The 22,112-nt window shown below is 69.6% G+C and carries 20 protein-coding genes; 6 read left to right on the forward strand and 14 right to left on the reverse strand.

Features of this window, described 5'->3' with window-relative positions; genetic code table 11:
• Positions 1–48 precede the first annotated feature (48 nt).
• The gene (locus tag ACH34T_RS38110; protein WP_396025856.1) at positions 49–465 is read left to right on the forward strand and encodes a VOC family protein; all 417 of its coding nucleotides are present in this window, start codon (positions 49–51) and stop codon (positions 463–465) included.
• A 451-nt stretch (positions 466–916) separates the two neighbouring features.
• Here the strand turns inward: ACH34T_RS38110 and ACH34T_RS38115 are convergent, their stop codons facing one another.
• The 11 genes from ACH34T_RS38115 to ACH34T_RS38165 form a co-directional block, all read right to left on the reverse strand.
• A complete protein-coding gene (locus tag ACH34T_RS38115; RefSeq protein ID WP_396025857.1) occupies positions 917–1,288 on the reverse strand; it encodes a hypothetical protein in 372 nt (123 codons plus the stop codon).
• A gap of 1,217 nt (positions 1,289–2,505) precedes the next feature.
• On the reverse strand, positions 2,506–3,858 hold the full coding sequence (locus ACH34T_RS38120) for a hypothetical protein (RefSeq protein WP_396025858.1): 1,353 nt from the start codon (positions 3,856–3,858) through the stop codon (positions 2,506–2,508).
• A gap of 211 nt (positions 3,859–4,069) precedes the next feature.
• The gene (locus ACH34T_RS38125) at positions 4,070–4,468 is read right to left on the reverse strand and encodes an Rv3654c family TadE-like protein (RefSeq protein ID WP_396025939.1); all 399 of its coding nucleotides are present in this window, start codon (positions 4,466–4,468) and stop codon (positions 4,070–4,072) included.
• A 1,399-nt stretch (positions 4,469–5,867) separates the two neighbouring features.
• A complete protein-coding gene (locus ACH34T_RS38130; protein ID WP_396025859.1) occupies positions 5,868–6,227 on the reverse strand; it encodes a TadE family type IV pilus minor pilin in 360 nt (119 codons plus the stop codon).
• Between the two features lie 11 nt (positions 6,228–6,238).
• Entirely contained in the window at positions 6,239–6,418 is a 180-nt protein-coding gene (locus tag ACH34T_RS38135; RefSeq protein WP_396025940.1) for a DUF4244 domain-containing protein, read from the reverse strand.
• Between the two features lie 108 nt (positions 6,419–6,526).
• Positions 6,527–7,063 carry a type II secretion system F family protein gene (locus ACH34T_RS38140; RefSeq protein WP_396025860.1) on the reverse strand — a complete coding sequence of 179 codons (537 nt, stop codon included), beginning with the start codon at positions 7,061–7,063 and terminating at the stop codon, positions 6,527–6,529.
• Positions 7,064–7,752: 689 nt separating this feature from the next.
• The gene (locus ACH34T_RS38145) at positions 7,753–8,448 is read right to left on the reverse strand and encodes a type II secretion system F family protein (RefSeq protein WP_396025861.1); all 696 of its coding nucleotides are present in this window, start codon (positions 8,446–8,448) and stop codon (positions 7,753–7,755) included.
• Positions 8,445–9,593, reverse strand: coding sequence for a TadA family conjugal transfer-associated ATPase (locus ACH34T_RS38150; RefSeq protein ID WP_396025862.1), 1,149 nt, complete (start codon positions 9,591–9,593; stop codon positions 8,445–8,447). The genes ACH34T_RS38145 and ACH34T_RS38150 overlap by 4 nt, the downstream gene beginning before the upstream one ends.
• Positions 9,590–10,672, reverse strand: coding sequence for a septum site-determining protein Ssd (gene ssd / locus ACH34T_RS38155; protein WP_396025863.1), 1,083 nt, complete (start codon positions 10,670–10,672; stop codon positions 9,590–9,592). Before ssd ends, ACH34T_RS38150 begins: the two co-directional genes overlap by 4 nt.
• 1,123 nt (positions 10,673–11,795) lie before the next feature.
• Complete coding sequence (locus ACH34T_RS38160) at positions 11,796–12,413, reverse strand: pentapeptide repeat-containing protein (RefSeq protein ID WP_396025864.1); 618 nt, start codon at positions 12,411–12,413, stop codon at positions 11,796–11,798.
• A gap of 31 nt (positions 12,414–12,444) precedes the next feature.
• Positions 12,445–13,236 (reverse strand): oxidoreductase, encoded by a 792-nt coding sequence (locus ACH34T_RS38165; RefSeq protein ID WP_396025865.1) that lies wholly within the window; start codon positions 13,234–13,236, stop codon positions 12,445–12,447.
• A 383-nt stretch (positions 13,237–13,619) separates the two neighbouring features.
• Between ACH34T_RS38165 and acs the strand changes: the two genes are divergently transcribed.
• The 5 genes from acs to ACH34T_RS38190 all read left to right on the forward strand — a co-directional run bounded on the left by acs (position 13,620) and on the right by ACH34T_RS38190 (position 19,035).
• On the forward strand, positions 13,620–15,587 hold the full coding sequence (acs, locus tag ACH34T_RS38170; protein WP_396025866.1) for an acetate--CoA ligase: 1,968 nt from the start codon (positions 13,620–13,622) through the stop codon (positions 15,585–15,587).
• A 314-nt stretch (positions 15,588–15,901) separates the two neighbouring features.
• Positions 15,902–17,140: a Na+/H+ antiporter NhaA gene (gene nhaA / locus ACH34T_RS38175; RefSeq protein ID WP_396025867.1), complete on the forward strand. Its 1,239-nt coding sequence runs from the start codon at positions 15,902–15,904 to the stop codon at positions 17,138–17,140.
• 15 nt (positions 17,141–17,155) lie between these two features.
• A complete protein-coding gene (locus tag ACH34T_RS38180) occupies positions 17,156–17,587 on the forward strand; it encodes a phage holin family protein (protein WP_396025868.1) in 432 nt (143 codons plus the stop codon).
• Between the two features lie 9 nt (positions 17,588–17,596).
• Complete coding sequence (locus ACH34T_RS38185; protein WP_396025869.1) at positions 17,597–18,520, forward strand: alpha/beta fold hydrolase; 924 nt, start codon at positions 17,597–17,599, stop codon at positions 18,518–18,520.
• Between the two features lie 143 nt (positions 18,521–18,663).
• Complete coding sequence (locus ACH34T_RS38190; protein ID WP_396025870.1) at positions 18,664–19,035, forward strand: DUF309 domain-containing protein; 372 nt, start codon at positions 18,664–18,666, stop codon at positions 19,033–19,035.
• Positions 19,036–19,052: 17 nt separating this feature from the next.
• Here the strand turns inward: ACH34T_RS38190 and ACH34T_RS38195 are convergent, their stop codons facing one another.
• From ACH34T_RS38195 to nth, 3 genes are all read right to left on the reverse strand, one after another.
• Positions 19,053–20,249, reverse strand: a complete 1,197-nt coding sequence (locus ACH34T_RS38195) for a MarP family serine protease (protein ID WP_396025871.1) — start codon at positions 20,247–20,249, stop codon at positions 19,053–19,055.
• 346 nt (positions 20,250–20,595) lie between these two features.
• Positions 20,596–21,273 carry an NUDIX hydrolase gene (locus ACH34T_RS38200; RefSeq protein ID WP_396025872.1) on the reverse strand — a complete coding sequence of 226 codons (678 nt, stop codon included), beginning with the start codon at positions 21,271–21,273 and terminating at the stop codon, positions 20,596–20,598.
• 64 nt (positions 21,274–21,337) lie between these two features.
• Entirely contained in the window at positions 21,338–22,078 is a 741-nt protein-coding gene (gene nth, locus ACH34T_RS38205; RefSeq protein ID WP_396025873.1) for an endonuclease III, read from the reverse strand.
• Positions 22,079–22,112 lie beyond the last annotated feature (34 nt).

The following is a 22,112-nucleotide window of genomic DNA, read 5'->3' on the forward strand; positions in this document are numbered from 1 at the left end:
TACGTGAACTATAGCTTGACATACCGACGGTATGCGAAAGGAGAACCCATGCGACTGACGAGCTTCTACCCGGTGATCTGCACCAGCCGGCTCCAGGAATCCCACCGCTTCTACACCGAACTGCTGGGCTTCGAGACGACGTTCGAGGCCGACTGGTACGTGAGCCTGCGCCGCCCTGGGACGTCCCCATACGAACTGGCCCTGCTCGACCACACCCACCCGACGCTGCCAGAGGCCTACCGCACCCCTGTCCAGGGGCTCCTCCTGAACTTCGAGGTAGAGGACGTGGACACCGAGTGGGAACGGCTCGTCCACCAGGCCGGCCTGCACCCCGAACTCCACCTACGCGACGAGGACTTCGGCCAGCGCCACTTCATCGTCAGCGACCCGAACGGCGTCCTAATCGACGTCATCACACCCATAGCCCCAACACAGACCTGCGCCGCCCAGTACACAACCCCATAACCCAACCCACCCAACAACCCCCACCCACCGTCTCACGCACCCAGTCCACCCAGCTCGGCCGGTTAACACAACCCGCCCAACAACGTCACAAGCTCGTCCAGCCCACCGGGCTCACACAACCCACGCAAATCGATCAGCTCACGCACCCACCCAGCTCGACCAGCTCATACCCCACCCGACCAGCTCACGCAGCCCGGCCAACTCAATCGGCTCACACAACCCGCCCAACAACAACCGCACACAGCCCACCAGGTCCCACAGCCCACCCGGCCCGCTCAGCTCCCCGGCTCAATCAGTTACCAGCCCGATCGGCCAGCTCCCGGCCCGTTCAGCTCGCGCGGCTACCGGCACGCCTGGCAGTCGCCTGGCGGTCGGTCTCCTGGCGGTGGTCTCCTAGCGGTGGTCTCCTGGCGGTGGTCTCCTGGCGGTCGGTCTGCTCGCACGCTAGCGGTCAGTTCGGAGCGACCCGCTGCGCCGGCACCGACGGCTGATCGTCCATACCGCGCCGCGCCTGAGCCAGCGCCTGCTGCAGCTTCCGCCGCTCCATCTCCAGCGTCTGCAGGGACTCCTCGTGCTCGTCCCGCAGGTCTCGCAACTCCCGCCGCATGCCGAGCGCGCGCTTGAGCCCCAGCGCCACGATCATCACGCCCACCATGAACACGATCGCGACCACGGCTCCGGCCATGAACACATGCCACTGATCCGTGATCCCGGGAATCTCGTCCCCGAACGCGGTCAGCTGGGCATCGCCCGAGTTGTCCAGCACCACCACGACGGCCGCCGCGATGGCGGCGAGGACCACGATCAGCCCCAAGAAGATCATGCGGAGGGTCTCCTCTCCGTCGGGCCCTTCCCGAACGGGACAGGGCCGAAGTCTCGGACGACAGACACGCATTGCCGAACGATCCGGGCGGTCCGACTGGCAAGGCAGCCTAGACCCTGCCCCAAACCAGCCGCCAGCCCTTCCTGATCAACCTCCGGACCGCACCACCAGACGCCCCATCCCCACCCAACACACCCTCACACCCCACAAAAACACCCTGAAAACCCACCTCCAGCAGCAACCCACCAGCCGACCATCAACACACCCAACCCGACACGCACACCACGCAATCAGCAAGCTCAACGGAAGGATCGCGCCACCAACGAGTCGGCACTACGAAGTCAGCAGTGTCAGCGACAATCTGAGCGGGCACCAGCGCCAACCGCATCACCGCCCCGCACCACACCGACGTCCGCGGCCCCAACCGCGAGTTGCCCGGCGACACCGACGCCGCCGCCGCGCTGAGGCAAGAGCCCACGTCGCCGACCAGAATTCGGCAGCCGCCACGTCGGGCCTCCCACCACAGCTCACCCGCCGCTGGGGGCACCCTTGGGCGAGTTCTACGGCCCGGCCGTCCTGGCCCAAGGTCCAGGTCCACCCCGACCTGCCCGCCTAACGTCCAGGAGGTATCGCGATCTTCTCCAGGCGCCGCGGCTCGTCCGGCCGACGACGGCGGTGCGCGAATCCTTCCCGCACTTCGGCGCGTTCGTCGCCGAGCGCCGCGGCGTGCAGCACCGCTGGGACGTGCCCTGCAGCGGCCCGCCCGTTCACAACTCAGCGGCCGGTTGGCGACGTCCACCACAACGTCTCGGGCGACATCGCATCGCAGCAGCGGTGTCGAGCAGCCGGGCTCCCCGCTGCCGCCTTCATCGACTGGACGTGGCCGGGCTCGGGATCCGTTCGTCGTCCACCGCCTCGGACCTGGCGACCACATCGATCCCGAGGGCGAGCCACGGCACGCGCCCGGCAGGCCGTGACGTGTACCGCCTCGGCACACGTGCTCCACAGGGCCGCGGGACGTGCACCGCCACGGCACGCGCTCGCGAGTTGGGACGCCCACCACCCGACCGGGCCGATCCCAGCGCTCGCCCCCTTCACACCCACCTACGTCGCAATCAGGCTAGGAAGCGCCGCACGTCGTCTTCGCCCAGGCGAGTCGGCTGGCTGCGCCAGCGCCGCGCTGCGTCGTCCCAGGCAACGCCACCTCAGCAAGGCGACTACTTACGGCGGTGGCCGCGCTTAGACCTACCGATAGCGGCCGGCTGGGCGATGCGGACGTTCACGCCACTGGAACGCTTGCCAAGCGTCGCGGGACGACGCGAACTCTTCACCTTGCCCGACGACGAATCGACGGACTTCGCATCATCGGAGTCCGCAGGATCAGCGGAATCGGCGGGATTGGCGGGATTGGCGGAACCAGCAAGGTTGGCGGAACCGGCGGAGTTGGCGGGGTTCTCGCCTGGCCCGTCCTTGGCATTGTCGTCGACGAGTACGACCGGGGCCGTCTTGGCGAGAGCTTCAGCACGTGCGATTTGCCGGCGGGCCCGGCTTACCCGCTTGCGGCCGCTCCCGCCGCGCGCGATGCGTGCCGCCATGCCGCTGCTGCTCGTCCCCGCTTGGGCGACGCGCACACGGCGCGTCCAGGTCCCGAGATGCGCGGCGGCGATCAGCAGGATCAGCGCGATGCCCACACTCTTGCCCCACTGGAGCCGGTCGGTCGCCGCGACGTTCTGAGCCCTCGGCGAGTCTGTGGCGATCTGGGGCGCCGGGTAGGTGAAGCCGGGCGTCGAACCGTACGGCTGGACGGACGGGAGGGTGACCGGCGACTCCTCGTTGAACGGCGTCAGGGGGGTTCCAGTCCCCGGCACTTCGCTGCCCGAGGGGAGGGACGGCGCGGCGCCCGCCGGCAACGCCGCGGAACCACCTGCGGCCATGGCGTTCGCGGTAGCAGTGCCCGAGTACAGCGACCCGCCCGACCCGCCCGGACGCCGCGCCCGTACTCCCACGGACACCGGCCCGCTCGACCGGGTCATCGCGAGGCTGGCGGAGCAGTTCGTCCCCCGGCAGAGCGAGCCGACCGAACCAGACGTGGAACGGACGCCGGAACCCGACAACGCGTAGCCGCTGAGGTCGTCCTCCTGACCGCGGTTCCACTTCACGACAAGCTTGCTTCCGGACACCCGTGCCGACACCCCGGTGGGCGCGGCCGGCGCAATGCTCACGCGGAAGACGCTGTCGCCATAGTTGACACCGGTTTGCTTGCCCCTCAACCAGACCGTGTAGCTGCCGTTCCGGCGGATCGGGAACGTACCGGACAGGTTGCCCGTGAGGAATCGTTCCTGCAGGAACTTGTTGCCGATCCCAGGCCCCTTGACCCACAACTGCATCGTCAGCGCGATGTCGAAGTGGGCCCTGGCGGTCAGCTCGGACCCGCTCGTGATGACCGCGCCATCCGCGGGAGCGATGACGTCCGTTGTGGCGGCCTGCGCCGGAACGGTGGCGAGTACCGGAACACCCATCGCAAGTGGTGCCGCTAGAGCGACCGCACCGATCCTGCGAGCGATGGTCACGGCCTCATTCCCTTCGACAACGTCCTGCTCGTCTCGTCCCGCCGAGGGCCTCGCGGGACACACGTGCCGAGTGATAACTATGCGCTTACGGCAGAGTAACGTACCACCCGGTAGCAAGAGTCACGGAGAGATGACAAAGAGGCCGGTTTTCATCCTCCGCGCCCTATTGACACTGTGTGCAACGAGCTCTGCCGCGCCAGGCTACGCCGTTTCACCCCACAGGACCAGCCCTTGCCCGCGACGCCACCTTCATCGCGCCGACCCCCATCGGCACCACCACGTCGACGGTCACCGAGACCTCCACGACGTCCCCCCGCACCCGACAGTGCGCCACCCGGGCCCCGGACTCAGCCGCGATGCTCTCCGCCCTCCCGCATGCGACTCCACCGCCCTCCGCCACCCGGGCGGCCCCCGCCAACGCCGCCAGATCAGCCGCGGCGTTCGCCCGATGACGGGCGCCCCGCACTCCGCCCACCGCAACAGCGGCGACCCCACCGACCCAGATGACAGCGGCGAAGGCCACCACCCAGATCGTCCCCGACCCTCGATCCGACCCGAACACCCTCCCCCGAGCACCAACATCCATCACAGGCCCCCTCCATTCCCGCATCCCGACCGGACACGACACGACCCCAAGGCCCCACCTCACTCCGACCAGAAACACACCTCCGTTCCCCAAACACCACCCCCTCCGAGAAGCGCGCCAAGACTCACATCACCCCGCTGCACCACCAGCACCGCCAACCCGGTCCCATGGGGCTGCACGGCTGCACGGGCTGCACGGCTGTACGGCTCCACGGGGTGACGGGTGCACGGCTGCACGGGGTGACGGGTGCACGGGGTGACGGGTGCACGGCGATGATCACCATCTCGGCATGCTCCACCCTTGCCTGTTTGTCAGCGCTGAGCGACGTGGGGGACGGTCCCGGACAGGACGACCCGACGAGCAAAGCGCCGCCAGGCGGAGACGCAGCCCCGTGCCCACGTCACGTCCCCGAACGACGAGTTGCGACGAACTAGCGGCGCCCAATCAACACCCGGACCAGCGTGTAACCCACATCCCACCACGACGATCAACAGCGGTCCACATCAACCGCAGCATCACTGCATCGCCGCGGACCTCGCCGCACCCAGCGCCGTGATCTCGGTCGGCTGGCCCGAGCAGCACCCGCGCCGGCTGGACGGCGATGCCCCTGGCCATGCAGTACACCTGCGGGACGACGGTCCAGCTGATCGTCCACAAGTTGCGCCGCACAGACCCAGCGCGGGCAGCGCGATCAGCAGCGCACCGGCGGCGCGCTCCCACGCCGGTGCTCACGCCCACGCCCGCACTCCCGCCGAGCAGCGTGAGCCCCTGAACGATCGGGATCTCGCCAACGGTCGGGATCACACCGGGCTCCTGACCACCGCGGCGAGGGAGAAACCCCAGAGCGCCCGAGACCGCGGCAAGGGACAGCACCAGAGCGGCCCGACTACCGCAGTGAGGAGGAGCCCCAGAGCGGCCCGACCACCCGCGGTGCGAAGGAGCCCCAGAGCGAGCCCGCAACGCACTCGAACCAGCCCCAACCCCCAAACCCGCGGCCCCGGCCCCATCCCCGTCCATCCTCATCCGATCTCCATCCCTCATCCTCGTCCTCATCCCTCCACCCCCGTCCCCGTCCGCGTCCCCGTCCCCGTCCCCGTCCGCGTCCCCGTCCGCGTCCGCGTCCGCGTCCGCGGCGACCAGGCCACAAGCAGAGTCCGAAGCGCAACGTCTTCCGATCTCTTTCGAAATCTCTCGACGTACGCGTCGGCCTGTGTCGCCAGTGCGTCCAAGGTCGTGGCCACCTCCCGTCTCGTGCTTATCCGCTTGTGCTGCACCGGTCATCCGCCGCCCACGCAGTCGTCCGGACTCGGTGCGGACGCGGACCCTGCCGAGGCGGGCGCTGGCGCTCGATCGGTCGCCGGGGTGTCGCTAGCCGCATTGCCTGTGTCTGGCCGGACGGTGCGTGCACGGCTGGTGAGGCTCGTTACCGGCCGGCCAGCTCAGCCTCGTCGGGCGGGACGCCTGGTTCTGTGGCGGCGGTCGCGTGGGCGTGGACGGTCAGGCCCGGCAGGCCCGCGGCCGCAGGCGGCTTGACGGATGCTGAGACGTCCACCTCGACGGTGGCTTCGTCTCGGCTCACCCTTACCGTCGCTCCTGGTGGGACGGCCTTCACCACGTGTTCGCGCACGGCGGTGAGGGACTCGCCTCTCGCCGCGGCGCGGGCACCGGTTCGGGCCGCGTCCGTGCACGTGAGCTGGACGGAGGCGACTGTCAATCCCCAAAGCGCGATCGCGGTGATCAGGACCAGGGTGGGGAGTGCCACGGCGACCTCCGCCGTGGCCATCCCGCGGTCGTTCAGCCGGCGACCTTGAGGGCCTTCTCGATGATCTGTAAGAGCAGCGACTTCACCTGCGCGCTGGTCACGATCTTGAATAGCACGCCGGCGAAGGCAGCGGCGGCGATGGTGCCGACCGCGTATTCGGCGGTGGACATCCCTCGGTCTCCGCAGATTCTGGACCATCGCCGCACCGCCATCTGTATCGGCCGCATACGGGCCCCTTTCGTTCGTGGTTCCTCTCAAGGCTGCTAGGTCAGGAGGTTGGGTCGCGGGTGATTGCCAACCTGTGGAAAACCAGGGAGTCGTCACTGTGGCAGGAGGATCGTGGACGCGATGCCGACGATGGCCGGAACGACGCCGAGCAGGACGAAGGCGGGCAGGAAGCACAGGCCCAGCGGAGCGAGCGCATGGATGCCCGCTGCTCGGGCCCTGGCGGCGGCGGACGTGCGCGCCACGCGTCGTTGGTCTCGTGCCAGGCGGCTCAGGGATGGGGCGAGCGCGGCGCCGGTGGACACGCCACGGACGGCGGTGCGCGCCAGGGGAGCGAGCATCGGCTCTTTCGTGAGCGCTAACCAAGCCTCGGCCGGATCGGCTCCCAGCCGGATCTGGACGGACACGGCCGCTAGCTCGTCTCCGAGCGGACCGCCCACCGCGTCCGCTACCGCGGCAACGGCCTCGTGCCAGGGGGCGCCGCCGCGCAGGCAGGCGGCGAGAAGATCCACTGCCACGGGCAGGTCGGCGATGAGGCGTGCCCGTCTGCGTCTGCGGTCTGCGTTCCCGAGGCGGCCGAATGACCACCAGACGGCGGCCGCGACGAGGACGCCGACCACTCCGCCGACCATCCCGCCCAGCATCACTACGCAAAGCACTCCTGCTGTGCCTGCGGCCAGGCACCGGAGGAGGACGTCGCGCCGCTGGGCGTATTCCGGTCGTCGCGACCGTGCCCGGTCGCGTCCTTGTCTTCCGAGTTGCGTCGCGTGGGTGGCGTGACTTGGTCTTTCGTTTTGTTCGTTTGCGCCCTGGGGGTTCTCCCGGCCAGCGTCGGTGGCTGCACGCCATGTGGTCTGCGCGCCCTGGAGCGTGAAGTTTCGGTGTGTCGTTGAGGCGTCCTGGTGATCGCGCCCGGGCACTGCCCGGCCCCAGCCGGGATCTCGGGACTCTGCAGCCTGCGTGCGCTGGGAAGCCAGGCTCGACGAACCTGTTGCGAGGGCGCCCAGGTCCTGGGGACGGGATGCGACCCGGCCCCAACCGGGACCTCGGAGCTCAGCTGCCTGCGTGCCCTGGGAAGTGAGGTTCGACGAACGTGTTGTGAGGGCGTTCGGGTGTTGGGGGTGGGGTGCTGCCCGGGTGCGGGCGGGGACCAGGGGCCAGATGGTTGGTGTGCGCGCTCGGGATGGGGGCGGGAACTGATCCAAAAGTCGCTTTGTGGCCTGGGTCGTCCCCCTCGCGAGGAGGAAGGCCGATGCCGCCGCGCAGAGCATGGCCATCAGGTCGGTCATCGATTCACCTGCCTGTCAGAACCTTGGGTGGGTCAGTGGAGGGATTCAGCGGATTTGGCCAGGTATCTGGTCCAGAAGAGGCCGGTCAGGTTGAGGGACACGCCCGTGATCAGGCAGACCAGGCCCGGGAGCGTCCCTAAGAGGAAAGGGAGCGGGTGCGCGCCCATGGCCGCGGCCATGGCCAGGCCCAGGAGGGGAAGAGCGGCGAGGAGGCGGGCTGTCGCGCGAGGGCCCGCGAGTTGGACGGACACGTCCTGGCGTTGGGACTCCTCGTCTCGTAATGCGGTCGCCAGGCCGTCCAGGACGGTGGCGAGCGTGCCGCCGCGTTCGGCGCCCACGCGCCAGCAGGCCGCGAGTAGGCGAAGCCCCTCGGCGCCTGGCCGGTCCGCCAGTTCCGCCAGGTGGTCGGAAGGTGGATCAGGGAGGCCGACGAACTCCTTGGCGATGTGCGGGTCAAGGACGGTGGTGGCCGCCGTGAACGCCTCGTCGGGCGTTCGGCCGGCGGCGAGTTCGGCGGCCATGGCGTCGCAGAGTTCGATGACGGATGCGCGTCGGCGGTCCGGAAGGGTCTGGCGTTCGCGTAGGGCGAGGGCCCTGGTCTTGATTGTGGGGAGCGGATTGCCGGGTGAACGTTTGACGAGGCCGTCCAGGCGACGGACGGCGGTGGGCGGGGTCAAGAACGTCCAGACGGCGACGGCCGAGCAGAGGGCCGCGAGCACGTTGATCATGCACGGGCCAGCCGGGTGGAGAGGGCAGCGGCGCCGGGGCCGGGGATGATCTCGCCGGACGCGGTGAACGACACCGCGGGGACAACGCCGACCAGGCCGTCGGAGACCCGGCGGACGAGGCAGATCTCGGCCACCCGCCGGCGGCCTCCGCCCGGGTCGCGGACCAGGTGGACCACGATGTCCAGGGCGGCGGCCAGCTGGCTGTGGACGGCCTCTCGCGTCAGGCCCGCAGCGCACGCCAGGGCTTCGAGGCGCGCCGGGACGTCGGCGGCCGTGTTCGCGTGGAGCGTGCCGCACCCTCCCTCGTGGCCCGTGTTCATCGCCTGGAGGAGAACCACTACTTCAGAGCCTCGGACCTCACCTACCACCAGACGGTCGGGGCGCATGCGGAGGGCTTGGCGGACCAGGTCGTTCAAGGTCACGCCTCCGGCCCCCTCCATGTTGGGCGGGCGGGCCTCCAACCGGACCACGTGCGGGTGGGACGGTCTCAGCTCGGCGGAGTCTTCCACCAGGACGATCCGTTCGGCGGGATCGACCAGCGAGAGCAAGCTGCTCAGCAAGGTCGTCTTGCCGGTGCCGGTGCCACCGGTGATCAGGAAGGCGGCGCGGGACTCGATCAGGGCGGCGAGCAGTCCGGCGCCTTCGGGCGGGATGGTGCGTGCCGCGGTCAGCTCGTCCAAGGTGAAGGCGCGGCGTCGGGGGAGGCGCAGGGAGATGCACGTCCCGGTGGCGGCGACGGGCGGGAGGACGGCGTGCAGGCGCACTCCGCCCGGGAGCCTGGCGTCGGCATACGGGGAGGCGTCGTCGAGACGTCGGCCTGCGGCGGCGGTGAGGCGCTGGGCCAGGCGCCGGACGGTCTGCTCGTCTGGGAAACGCAAGGCCGTGCGGACAAGGCCGGTGCCCGTGTCGACCCAGACCTCGTCCGGGCCGTTCACCAGGACGTCGGTGACGTCCGGGGAGCGCAGCAGCGGCTCCAGCGGCCCGGCGCCCACGAACTCGGCGCGTAACTCGTCGGCCAGCGTCAGGATCTCGCGGTCGCCGAGCAGTCGTTCCTCGGCCCGGAGCGCCGCGGCGACCCGGCCGGTGGTCGGTTCGCCGCCGGTGTCGGCCAGCCGGTCGCGGACGGCGTCGGACAACCTGGTCATGCGGCGGCCTCCTCCCGGTACGCGTACGGCTGGAGGGCGAGGTCGGCGAGGACGCCGGCGCAGAAATCGGTGAGCGGGCCCCGGCGGCAGGCCCGCTCCAAGCCGCCCTCGTCGACGGCGGCGGGGAGGCGGCGGTCGCGCTCGAAGGAGCCGGCGGACGGGAGGTCGAGGGCGTACGCGACCGCGTCGGGCGTCAGCCCGCCCGGCGCCGGGCCCTGGACGACGAGCCGCACGTCGGTGGTGAGGCGGCGAAGCGCGGCGGCGAGGCCGTCGGCGGCGACGGTCGCGCGGACCTCGGCCGGGACGAGCAGGAACGTCACGTCGGCGGAGCGCAGGGCCGCGCGGCCGACGTCGCCCGGATAGCGGGGGACGTCCACGACGACCAGGTCGAAGCCGCGCACGGCCGCGTCGAACAGGGACCGGATCGCCTCGTCGGAGACGGGCACCGGCTCGCCGCGCCGCCACGACAGGACGGACAGGTCGCCCGACTGCGGCAGCGTCTCGCGCAGGGTGGCGGTGTTCAGTCGGCCTCGGCGTTCGGCGAGGTCGTGCCAGCGGACGCCCTCGTGCTCCTCCAGCCCGAGCATGAGATCGACGCCGCCGCCGAACGGGTCGGCGTCCACGAGCAGCGTGCGGAGACCCTGGCCCGCCGCCGCGAGCCCGAGCGCGGTCGCGAGCACGCTGGCGCCCGCGCCGCCGCGGGACCCGACGACGCAGAGGGTGGTGGCCCAGCCGCCTTCGGGCTCGCTGGCCGCGGCGAACGCGCTGATCAGCCAGTCTTCATGGTCGGGCAGTGCGGCGACGTCCTGCGCGCCGACCTCGACAGCCAGGCGGTAAGCCTCGGACGTGGCGCCGTCACCGGTGACCAGGACGAGGCCGGGCCTGCGCTGGAGCCCGGCGGACGCCACGTCCTCGGCCACGTCGGCGCCCACGAGGATGAGGGCCGGCCACGTCCAGACGGCTCTGGCCTCGTCGGCGCCGTAGGCGACCTCGGCATGGGCGTCGGCGGCGGCCGCGAGGCGGAGCAGGCCGTCGGTGAGGGCGGGGTCGGCCGTGACGATCAGTGCCGCGAGATTCATCGGATGCCCCTTCAAACGTTCGGAGACATCCACCTTGCGGGCCCGGGAGGCGGCGATGAAGACCTTCCGCGAACTGTGGATAACTTCGTCGCGTGTCCGGCTCCGAAGCGCGAACGGCGGACGTCCGACCCGGTCGCCCGACCCGGCCGCCGCTCCGCACGTGGATGCGGGCCAGCCCAGGTCAGCGAGGAAAAAGCAGGCCGGCGGGGCACGGTTGCGGCCGGAGCCTACGCGGGTGGCCAGGTACACGCGGTGGGCGGTGGCGCTGGAGTTGTGTCCTGCGCCACCGCCCGACCGCTGACGACTGGGCGACCCCCGCCGGGGGGGAGAGCGGGGGTCGCCGGGCGGTCCGGCTCCGGGGGGGTAGAGCCGGCCCGCTTTCCCAAGAAAGTCTCGGGGGAGTTCGGCCTAAGCCGACGCAAGTTCGCTCTATAGGTGAGGCAAACTCACTGACTCCAGTCTAGGCAGATACAACATATGCTGCCCGATCGTTGAGAGTTGCGTCGAGGCGCAAACTCGTCCGACAGGTGACGATTTTTCTCACCTGGTTGGGACGATCCCCTCGGCTGGTGGCGACGCGGTGCCGCAAGGCGCCGTCCCGCCCCCGACAGGACACCCCAAGCCCCTGCACAAGGAGTGCATAGGGACGGGAGTGGGAGCGTACAGGAGAACTAAAGATCTTTCCGGCGGCCCGGCCGGATCGACCGTTCACAATGGAAACGATCACAGTGAGTGATCAATTTCGGCGCCGTCGCAGAGTTCCGGTTAGTCCGGAATAGGGCACTCCACCCCACGTTGGCCTTATAGCGCGCCCTCACCGCCGTCGGCACGGCTCTCACCAGCGCGGACGAGTTTCTGAACGGGGGCTTGTCAACTGGGCAAATAGGGCGTACACAGGTCTTACGGACCGAGTGTCCGCGCACGGCAGCCGGGCACCCACGCGCGACCAGCCGCGGGAGGCGCGTCGAGACGGGCTTGACCCGATCCGACGGATATGAGGTGCACGCTTGGTAACCCGGTGTGACGTGCTTGGCGGCGGCGTCCCGGAGAGGGGCGCCGTTCGCTTTGCGAGTAAGCCGTTAGTCGCGCACGTCCAGCCCGTTAGTCGCGGACGTCGAGCCCGTTAGTCGCGGACGTCCAGCCCGAGTGCAGTTGCCAGGACGACCGCCTGAAACGGATCGATCACCGCGCGCCGAAGTTCGACGGTGAAGGGGTCTATCGCCGAGATGTCGCTTCCGCGTAGATCGCAGCCGGAAAAGTCGGTCTTGTGGAGCATCGAGCCCGAGAAGTCGACACCGCGAATCACGGCCCCGGCACACCTCGCACCAGTGAGATCGGCCTCACGCATGCGCACGTCCGTGAACGAGGCGCGCCGCAAGTCGGCACCGGGCAGGCCGATGAAAGACCAGTCGCCGCCCTTGACCTTCAACAGGTCATAGGTGCAGCCGTCGAACATGCTGCCAACGAACTTGCATCCCGTGAAGGTGGCGTCGAAGAATCCACTGCGAACGAACGTGCAGTTCACGAACGCGGCGTCGGTGTGGGTGGACGCGTTGAAGCGCACACCACGGAACGTGCAGTCGGTGAACACGGCACCGACTCCCGTGGCCTCGGTCATGTCGACGTCCACGAACAAGACGTTCGCATGGTTCTCGCCCGTCAGGTCGCGCGAGTCCCAGTCCGCTGACGAGATGGTGGTGTCGGTGGGAGCCGCTGGTCGTCCATACATGCGTTCGGCCATACGCCCAGCATGGACTAGCCCACTGACAAGATCAGCCGCGCATGAACGCTTCGCAGATGGCCTGCGAGTCCCGTGCCGCGGCGGCGACGGCGGCGGAGCAGTGCCCGATCCACTGGGCAACGCCCTCTGAAGTGCCGGACGAGTAGGCGCGGAGCGCTTCGGTGTAGTCGGCGGCGAGTTCCAGGTGCCCGACCTCTGGCGCGACCAGCGATTTGGGGTCGAGTCCACGGGCGACGAGGGTGAGCCGCTGTGCGGCACGGGCGACGAGCCCGTCCCCCCAGCCGAACGGACGCAGAGTCAGCAGCTCGCCGTGCACGACCGCCGCGACCACCAGCGCGGGCGCTTTCGTCGACTCCGTCAGCAAGCCGCTGAGCGCGTCTAGGCGAAGGGCCACCTCGGACGGCGAAGGCGCGTCGCCGAGGTCGAATGCGTCCTCCACGGGCCTGTCTGCTGTGCGCGGACGTCCGAGATCGGCGCTCTCGACCGCATCGGCTGCGGCGAGTACGTGGAGCCGTGCGAGGGCCTGCCGGGGCGCGTTCCGCCACGTCTCCGTCAGCGTCCCCAATTCGGCCGACACACGAAGCGCTCCCTGGACGACCGGGTCGGACGGATTCTCCGTGGTGCGGAGCTCGTCCAGCGTGACGGAGGCCCCATCGAGGACGGCCGAGGCCCGGGCGCCCCGCAACGCGGACTCGGTGGACACCTCTGCGCTGCGCCGCCGCAGTATGCGGTGGCCCAAGAGCCGGTCCACCGCGGAGCGCGCGTCGTCGACGGCGCCCGCAACACCGGGCAGGTTCGCTACGTCAGCAAGGGCATCGGTCACGGCCCGACCTTATGCGCACGTAGGGCGGGCGCTGGAGGCGCAGGTAAGGCGGGCGCTGGAGGCGCAGGTAAGGCGGGCGCTGGAGGCGCAGGTAAGGCGGGCGCTGGAGGCGCAGGTAAGGCGGGCGCACGATGCGCATGCGGGGCGTCCGCATGCTGGACGCTCGTGGACGCAAGGGTACGGGTGCGCGTAGAACGGAAGCGATTCCCTGATCGCAGACGGGAAGGCCCGGTGTGTCTGGTATCACACCAGACCATCCGAAACCATGAGCGCAAGTGGCGCTCATCCACGACCTCCAGGATGGCGGCCTTGTGGGACCGAGGACCTACCTGGTGAAGTGGGGATACCGGGCGACCCCGCTTCAGCTAGCAAGGAGTTTCGCGTTGAGCCAGAGCCAAGAGACACTGTCGAACCTTCTGCAGGAGACGCGCCGCTTCTCCCCGCCCGCAGAACTCGCCGCGTCGGCCAATGTCAAGGCCGACGCGTACGAGCGGGCGGCCGAGGACCGCCTGGGGTTCTGGGCGGAGCAGGCGGATCGGCTGTCCTGGACGAAGCGCTGGGACGACGTCCTCGACTGGAGCAACCCACCGTTCGCGAAGTGGTTCGTGGGCGGCGAGTTGAACGTCGCCTACAACTGCGTCGACCGGCACGTCGAGGCGGGACGGGGCGCGAAGGTCGCGTTCCACTGGGAGGGTGAGCCGGGCGACAGCCGTACGCTCACCTACGCCGACCTCCAGCGCGAGGTGAACAGGGCCGCCAACGCGCTGCTGGAACTGGGCGTCCGCAAGGGCGATCGGGTCGCGATCTACCTGCCGATGATTCCGGAACTGCCGATCTCGATGCTGGCGTGCGCGCGCATAGGCGCGACCCACTCGGTCGTGTTCGGCGGGTTCTCGGCGGAGGCGCTGCGGACCCGCATCGACGACGCGCAGGCCAAGCTGGTCATCACGTCGGACGGCGGGTTCCGCCGCGGTAAGCCGTCCGACCTGAAGGGCATCGTCGACGAGGCCGTCGCGCAGACACCGACGATCGAGAACGTGCTCGTCGTGCGCCGCACCGGGGAGCCGGTGGCCGAGAACGAGCGCGACCTGTGGTGGCATGACGTCGTCGAACGGCAGAGTGACCAGCACACGCCCGAGCCCATGGACGCGGAGCACCCGCTGTACATCCTGTACACGTCCGGTACGACGGGTAAGCCGAAGGGCATCCTGCACACCACGGGCGGTTACCTGACCCAGTGCGCGTACACGCACCACGCGGTGTTCGACCTGAAGCCGGAAACGGACGTCTACTGGTGCTCCGCCGACATCGGCTGGGTGACCGGTCACTCGTACATCGTGTACGGCCCGCTCGCCAACGGCGCGACCAGCGTCATCTACGAGGGAACCCCGGACACCCCCAACCGCGGACGCTGGTGGGACGTCATCCAGAAGTACAAGGTGACCATCTTCTACACCGCGCCTACGGCGATCCGTACGTTCATGAAGTGGGGCGACGACATCCCCGCGCAGTACGACCTGTCGTCACTGCGCGTCCTGGGGTCGGTCGGTGAGCCGATCAACCCGGAGGCGTACGTCTGGTACCGCAAGCACATCGGCGGCGACAAGGCCCCGGTCGTCGACACGTGGTGGCAGACGGAGACCGGCGCCATCATGATCAGCCCGCTGCCGGGGATCACGCACGGGAAGCCGGGCGCGGCGATGCGCCCGCTGCCGGGCATCGCCGCGGACGTGGTGGACGACCAGGGCCAGTCCGTGCCGAACGGCGGCGGCGGGTTCATGGTGGTCAGGGAGCCGTGGCCGAGCATGCTCCGGACGATCTGGGGCGACGACGAACGCTACGTCAAGACGTACTGGTCGCGTTTCGAGGGCCTGTACTTCGCCGGTGACGGCGCGAAGAAGGACACGGACGGCGACATGTGGCTGCTCGGCCGCGTGGACGACGTCATGCTCGTGTCCGGCCACAACATCTCCACGACGGAGGTGGAGTCGGCGCTGGTCTCGCACCCGAAGGTCGCCGAGTCGGCGGTCGTCGGCGCGACGGACCCGGTCACCGGGCAGGCCATCGTCGCGTTCGTCATCCCGCGCGGGGACGCGGGTGGGGACGTGGAGGGCGAGGAGTTCCTGCGGGAGCTGCGCGACCACGTGTCCAAGGTGCTCGGCCCGATCGCCAAGCCCCGGCAGATCATGATGGTGCCGGAGCTGCCGAAGACCCGCTCCGGCAAGATCATGCGGCGGCTGCTGCGGGACGTCGCCGAGAACCGCAGCATCGGCGACGTGACGACGCTCGCCGACAGCACGGTCATGGACCTGATCTCGGAGAAGCTTCCGAGCGCCAAGTCCGAGGACTGAGCCTCTGCAAAGACCGTCCCTACGAGAACGGCCCGCGCCCGATGCACACCATCGGACGCGGGCCGTTCTGCTCAAGCGACGGCGACGGCGACGGCACCGAGAAGGCTTCCCCAACGGCCGCTCTGGCAGCGCTTGGCCAAGCGGCCGTTCTGTCAGGGGTTGCGGTGTCCAGTGCAGCGGTGTCAGGGGAGTTGCGGTTGTGCAGGTAAGGTCGTTTGTGGTGCGCCGGGAAGTCTGGTCGGCAATGTCACGGCCTGTTGCGCATGGCGGGTCGGGGCTAGACCAGACCGTTCGCCGCTTTCCCGGGAGTCTCCATGGCGCGCCCACCCGTCCGGCGCCGCGTTGCTGCGACGTGGCCGTTCCGTCCGACCGTCCGCTACGGGACACAGGTCGCCGTGGCGTTGCGGACGGAGACGATCGGCGGCGTGGTCATGCTGCTGGCGGCGGTGGCCGCGCTTGTGTGGGCCAACACGCCGTGGGACGGCGCCTACGAGAGCCTGCAGACATTCGAGATCAGCCCCCACTGGCTGCACCTCGGGCATATGGACGTGCAGCATTGGGCGTCCAGCGGCCTGCTCGCGGTGTTCTTCTTCATCGCCGGTCTTGAGTTGCGCGAGGAACTGACGCACGGAGTGCTACGCAATCCGCGGGACGCGGCTCTGCCGGTGCTCGCCGCCGTCGCGGGGGTGGCGGTCCCGGCACTGATCTTCCTGGCGGTGAGCGCGGGCGAGCCTGGAGCGTCCAGCGGCTGGGCGGTTCCGACGGCGACGGACATCGCGTTCGCGCTGGCGGTGCTCGCGGTGACGTTCACGGCCTGCCCGGCGCCGCTGCGCGCTTTCCTGCTGACGCTGGCCGTGGTGGACGACCTGATCGCCATCACCATCATCGCGTTGTTCTACACCAACGAGATGCACTGGACGCCTCTCGGTCTCGGAGTGGTCCTGATCGGCGCGTACGGGTGGCTGCAGTACAGGAATGTGCGATCGCCGTGGGTGTACGTGCCGCTCGCCGTCCTCGCCTGGTACTGCCTACAGCGGAGCGGCGTGCACGCCACCGTCGCCGGTGTGGCCCTGGGAATGCTCACCAGCCCGAAGCAGACCCCGGACGGACGGCCGACGAACGCGGAACGTGCCGACCATGCGCTGCGTCCGTTCTCGGCGGGCGTGTGCGTACCGGTTTTCGCGTTCGTTTCGGCGGGCGTGGGGCTCGGCACGTCGCAACTGGGTGCGGTGTTCACCGACCGGGTGGCCCTCGGTGTCATCGCCGGATTGGTGATCGGTAAGTTCGTGGGCGTCTTCGGCGGCGCTTGGGCGGCCGTCCGGCTCGGCTTGGCGAGCCTAAGCGAGGATCTGCACTGGCATGAGATCGCAGGGGTCGCTTTGCTCGCCGGGGTGGGTTTCACCGTTTCGCTGCTGATCGGCGGTTTGGCCTATACCGACCCGTCACAATTCGAGAGAGTGACGACTGCGGTCCTGATCGCGAGCGTCCTCGCCTCGGCGGCCGCGGCCGTCGTCTTCCGGAGAAGGGTGCGTCTGCGCGCGCGCCCGGACTGAAGGAGAATCTGCTATATGTCCGAGGCACTACCGGGCGATCGCGTCGAGGACAAGTCGCTCGGCGATCTGGCCACCACGGCGTTGAGCGAGATGTCGGACATCATCAGGCTGGAGATGGAGCTCGCCAGGGTCGAGCTCAAGGCCGACGCCAAGAAGGCGGCCATCAGCAGCGTGATGTTCACCATCGCCGCCGTGATGGGCGGGATCGTCGTCATCCTGCTGTCGATCTCGTTCGCGTACGGGCTGATCGGACTGGGCCTCTGGCGCTGGCTGGCGTTCCTCATCGTCGCGGTCGTGTACGTGGTGCTCGCGGGCGTGCTGATGCTCGTCGCCAAGCGGTTCATCAAGAAGATCGAAGGGGCGAAGCGGACCCGCAAGTCCCTGAAGAGCGACCTGTCGAAGCTGCGCCGCCGCGGCGACTCCGACACGCCAGAGCTGACGGGCTGACCGATCGCCATGTCCGGGCACGACGCGTCCCTGGTCGAGGTCGACGGGCCGTGGACCCACCGGCAGATCAGCGCCGGAGGGACGCGGTTCCATGTCGCCGAGGCCGGTGACGGGCCGCTCGTCCTGCTGCTGCACGGTTTTCCCGAGTTCTGGTGGTCGTGGCACAACCAGCTGGTGTCGCTGCCCGCGGCGGGCTACCGCGCGGCCGCGGTGGATCTGCGCGGGTACGGCGGGAGCGACAAGCCACCGCGCGGCTACGACCTGGTCACGCTGGCCGGTGACGCCGCAGGGCTCGTCCGGGCGCTCGGTGAGGCCAACGCGATCGTCGTCGGGCACGACTGGGGCGGGCTCCTCGCCTGGACGATGGGCGTCTACCACCCGAAGGTCGTCCAGCGGCTGTCGGTGGTGAGCGCGCCGCATCCACTGCGCCTACGCCAGGCCGTCGCCGGTGACCCGCGCGGACAGGGCTGGGCGACGCGCCACACGTTCGGCTTCCAGCTGCCGCTGTGGCCCGAACGGCGCCTTGTGCGCGACGACGCGGCGCTTGTCGGGAAGCTTCTGCACGAGTGGTCGAGCCCGGGTTGGCCGGACGAACGCACTGAGCATCTCGTCCGGAGAGCGGTACAGATTCCTGGGGCGGCGCACAGCGCGCTGGAGTATCACCGTTGGCTCATCCGGTCGCAGGCCCGTCCGGACGGCATCCGCTACGCGCACCGTATGCGCGCACCCATCCAGGTACCGACGCTCCAGTTGCACGGGGCGCTCGACACATGCACCCTCCCCGGCAGCGCACAGGGCTCCGGCCGCTACGTGACGGCCCCCTACCGCTGGAAGCTCATCGACGGCGCCGGTCATTTCCCGCACGAGGAACGTCCCCGCGCGTTCGACACGCAGCTCCTCGGCTGGCTCGCCGACCCCGAACCCGAACACTGACCACTCCCAGCGAATTGCCATGTGACGGACGGGCGTAGCGTGGAGACATGCGGGATCGGGACGAGTCTGGACGGCCACGCAACGCACGCCCACGCGACGCCTACGGACGCCCCCTGCCCCACGACGCGACCGGCATACCCACGATGCCGGACGACCTCGACATGCCACCCGCCGAAGCATTGGTCGAAGCACAACGCCTCTTGGACGCCGACCGTCCGTTCCATGCGCACGAGGTCCTGGAAGCGGTGTGGAAGGCCGCGCCAGAAGCCGAACGGGAACTGTGGAGAGGTCTCGCACAGGTCGCCGTAGGGATAACCCATCTTCGCCGTGGAAACACGCGCGGCGCCGATGCGCTCCTCAGTCGCGCCGCGGAACGTCTCGTCCCGTATGAGGCTGCCCCTCCGCACGGGATCGACGTCCAAGGGATCGTTCAGCGCGCGCGCCACCTGGCCGACGCCGACCGTCCCCAGGACGGCCCCATAACCCTGCGGCTCACAAAGCCCACTCATGCGTGAACGCACGTAGGCGTGAACTAGTCGGAGCACCTCTCCGTCGACACCGGGGTGGTCGCGTTCGCGCTCGCGCGCACGTCCGGGGCGACCTCGTCCGCGGTGAGCGCGTAGCCGGTGGACGGCGTGTCCAGGGCCGCGGCGAAGATGACGCCGTAGACGCGGCCGTCGGTGGACAGCAGCGGCCCACCCGAGTTACCGGGCTCGACCTTGCCGCGGATGGCGTAGATCTCGCGGGTGACCTGGCCGGAGTGGTAGATGTCCGGGCCGCGGGCGGTCTGCCGGGCGCGGATGCGGGCGGCGCCCGGCGTGAACGGCTGGTTCTTCGGGAACCCGGCGATGATCGCGCTGTCGCGGACGCGGGCGTCCCCGGCGAACTTCAGCGGCGGCGCCTCAAGGCCGGGCACGTACAGGACGGCGACGTCGCGCTTCGGGTCGTACAGGACGACCCGTCCACGCGCGGTCTCGCCGTTCACGGTCGCCACGGCGGACGAGCCGCGGGCGCCCGCGACGACGTGCGCGTTGGTCATGATGTGCTTCGGCGCGAACACGAACCCGGTGCCCTCGATCCGGCGCTGGCACTGCGGCGCCGTGCTGACGATCTTCACGATGCTGTCGCGGGCGGCCCGCAGCCCCCTGGTGTTCAGCACGGACTCGTCCGGCGGCGGCACCTGCACCACCGACTCGCCGCCGAGCCCGTTGAAGACCTGCGGGAACTCGCTGCTCTTCACGAAGCCCTGGAAGGACGTGAACCAGGTCTGCGCCTGCGGCGGCATCACGTCGTTGATGCCGTTGATGATCGAGGAGCCCTTGACCTGCGTCCGGACGGGCTTGAACTCGGAGTTGGCGACCAGGCTCCCGAAGAACCAGGCGACGATCAGCAGCGACAGCGCGCTGACGAGGGTGCCGCCGACCGCGTCCGCCGTGCGGGCGTTCATGCCGGTCACCCGGTTGCGCAGGACGGCCCCGAGCGAGGACGCGACGAGCTGCCCCGTCGTGGCGGCCAGGAACGCGATCACGATGGCGAGGAGCGCCTGCTGGGCGGCGCCGTCCACCGCCGCCTCGGCGATCGGCGGCGCGATCAGCACCCCGACGACGCCGCCGCCGACGAAGCCGACGAAGCTCAGCAGGCTCACGATGAAGCCCTGCCGGTAGCCCGAGACTCCGAACAGCACGACGAGCACGAGCAGGATGAGATCGAGTACGTGGTCGTCCAGCACCGCTTCACCGTATAGTGCCGCACCGCTGGTTAACGTCCGCTCGATGTACCAGATTCGGGTGCGTTGGGTAGCCGTCCCGGGTGACGCGCGTCCGCCTCCGTCGCCGACCGGAATGACAACCGCCGCCTGACCTGCGGCCACGCCCACCGCAGGGAAATGTGACAGGCCGCTACGGACGTTCGACGCGGACTTTCAACCACGTGCACGACGTTCAACCGCGCACACAACCTTCAGCCGCGTGCGCACGACGTTCAACCTCGTGCACGACTTTCAGCCGCGTACACAACCTTCAGGCGCGCGCGCACGACCTTCAGGTGCCTGCACGACGGTCAGGTGCGCACGACGGTCAGTCGCGGGCTGCGAGGTTCAGGGCCTCAGGGGGTAGGTCCTCGACGCGGTCGGCGTCCCAGGGACGGCTCCAGCCGCCCGCGTCCAGGACCCGGGTGAGCAGTGCCGCTGTGAACCCCCACACGAGCATGTCGCGGACACGGAACGCGGGCCCCATCCTGACCCCGGACGGGTGCCGGATCATCAACCGGTTCGCCGGTTCGACCAGCTCTGCGATCGGGACGCGCGCGACCGTCGCGACCTCGCCGGGATGGCCGGGCGCGATGTCCGATGGCTCCCGCCACCAGCCGGCGACGGGCGTGACCCGGTGCCGACTGTGCGACAGGTACAGCTCGGGCAGCGTGCAGAGGACGTCCACACCGGACGGCTCGACACCGGCCTCCTCCCACGCCTCGCGCAGTGCCGCGGCGACCGCGCCGTCGTCGTCGGGCCCGATGCGGTCACCCGGGTCGATGCGGCCGCCGGGGAACGCGGGCTGTCCGGCGTGGCTGTTCAGCGTGGCCGCGCGCTCGGTGAGCAGCACGTCGGGGCCGTCCGGTCCCTCGCCGAAGAGGATCAGGACGGCGGCGGCGCGCGCGCCCGGCACGGGCCGGAACATAGGCGCCACCGTCATCCGCGGGCCTTCGGTGCAGAAGCGGTCGAGCCATGGTGGGCCGGTGGGGGCGATGTCGGTCACTTCCGTCCCAACTCCCGTGCGTTCCTCTTCCTTCCCGGACTCCTTTTCGAGCCGGGCGCGTGGGTCATGAGAAGGGGCCGGGTTTGACGAGTTTGCGCGCGGTCTCCTCGTCGGTCGGTCCTTCGCCGAACGACGGGCAGAGCTGGACGAGCGGGCATGCACCGCACGCTGGACGGCGAGCATGGCAGATACGGCGCCCGTGCCAGATCAGCCTGTGGGAGAGCATCGTCCAGTCTTTGCGCGGGATCAGCTCGCCGATCTCCTGTTCGACCTTCACTGGGTCGTCTTCGGTCGTCCAGGCGAAACGGCGGGCCAGGCGGCCGAAATGGGTGTCGACGGTGATTCCCGGGACGTCGAACGCGTTGCCTAGGACGACGTTGGCCGTCTTACGTCCGACGCCAGGGAGGGTGACCAGGTCTTCGAGCTTCCCTGGGACCTCTCCGTCGAACCGGTCGCGCAGCGCGGCGGACAATCCCATGACCGACTTCGTCTTGGCGCGGAAGAACCCGGTGGGTTTGAGGATCTGCTCGACGTCCTCGGGGTTCGCGGCGGCCAGGTCCTCCGGCGTCGGGTATTTCGCAAAAAGGCCGGGCGTGGTCAGGTTCACCCGCATGTCGGTGGTCTGCGCGGACAGCACGGTCGCGACGAGGAGCTGGAAGGGCGTCCCGAAGTTCAGTTCGCAGTGCGCGTCCGGGTACGTCTCGGCCAGGATCCGGTTGATCCGGCGCGCCCGCCGGACGAGCCCGAGCCGTGTCTCGTTCTGCCATTTCCGGGATCGCGGCCTTCTGGACGCCTCCGTCGCCATACCGGCCAGCCTAAAGCCTCGGCGCCCGCCGCTC

The organism is Actinomadura sp. 9N215 (assembly GCF_044326345.1).
Lineage (GTDB): Bacteria > Actinomycetota > Actinomycetes > Streptosporangiales > Streptosporangiaceae > Spirillospora.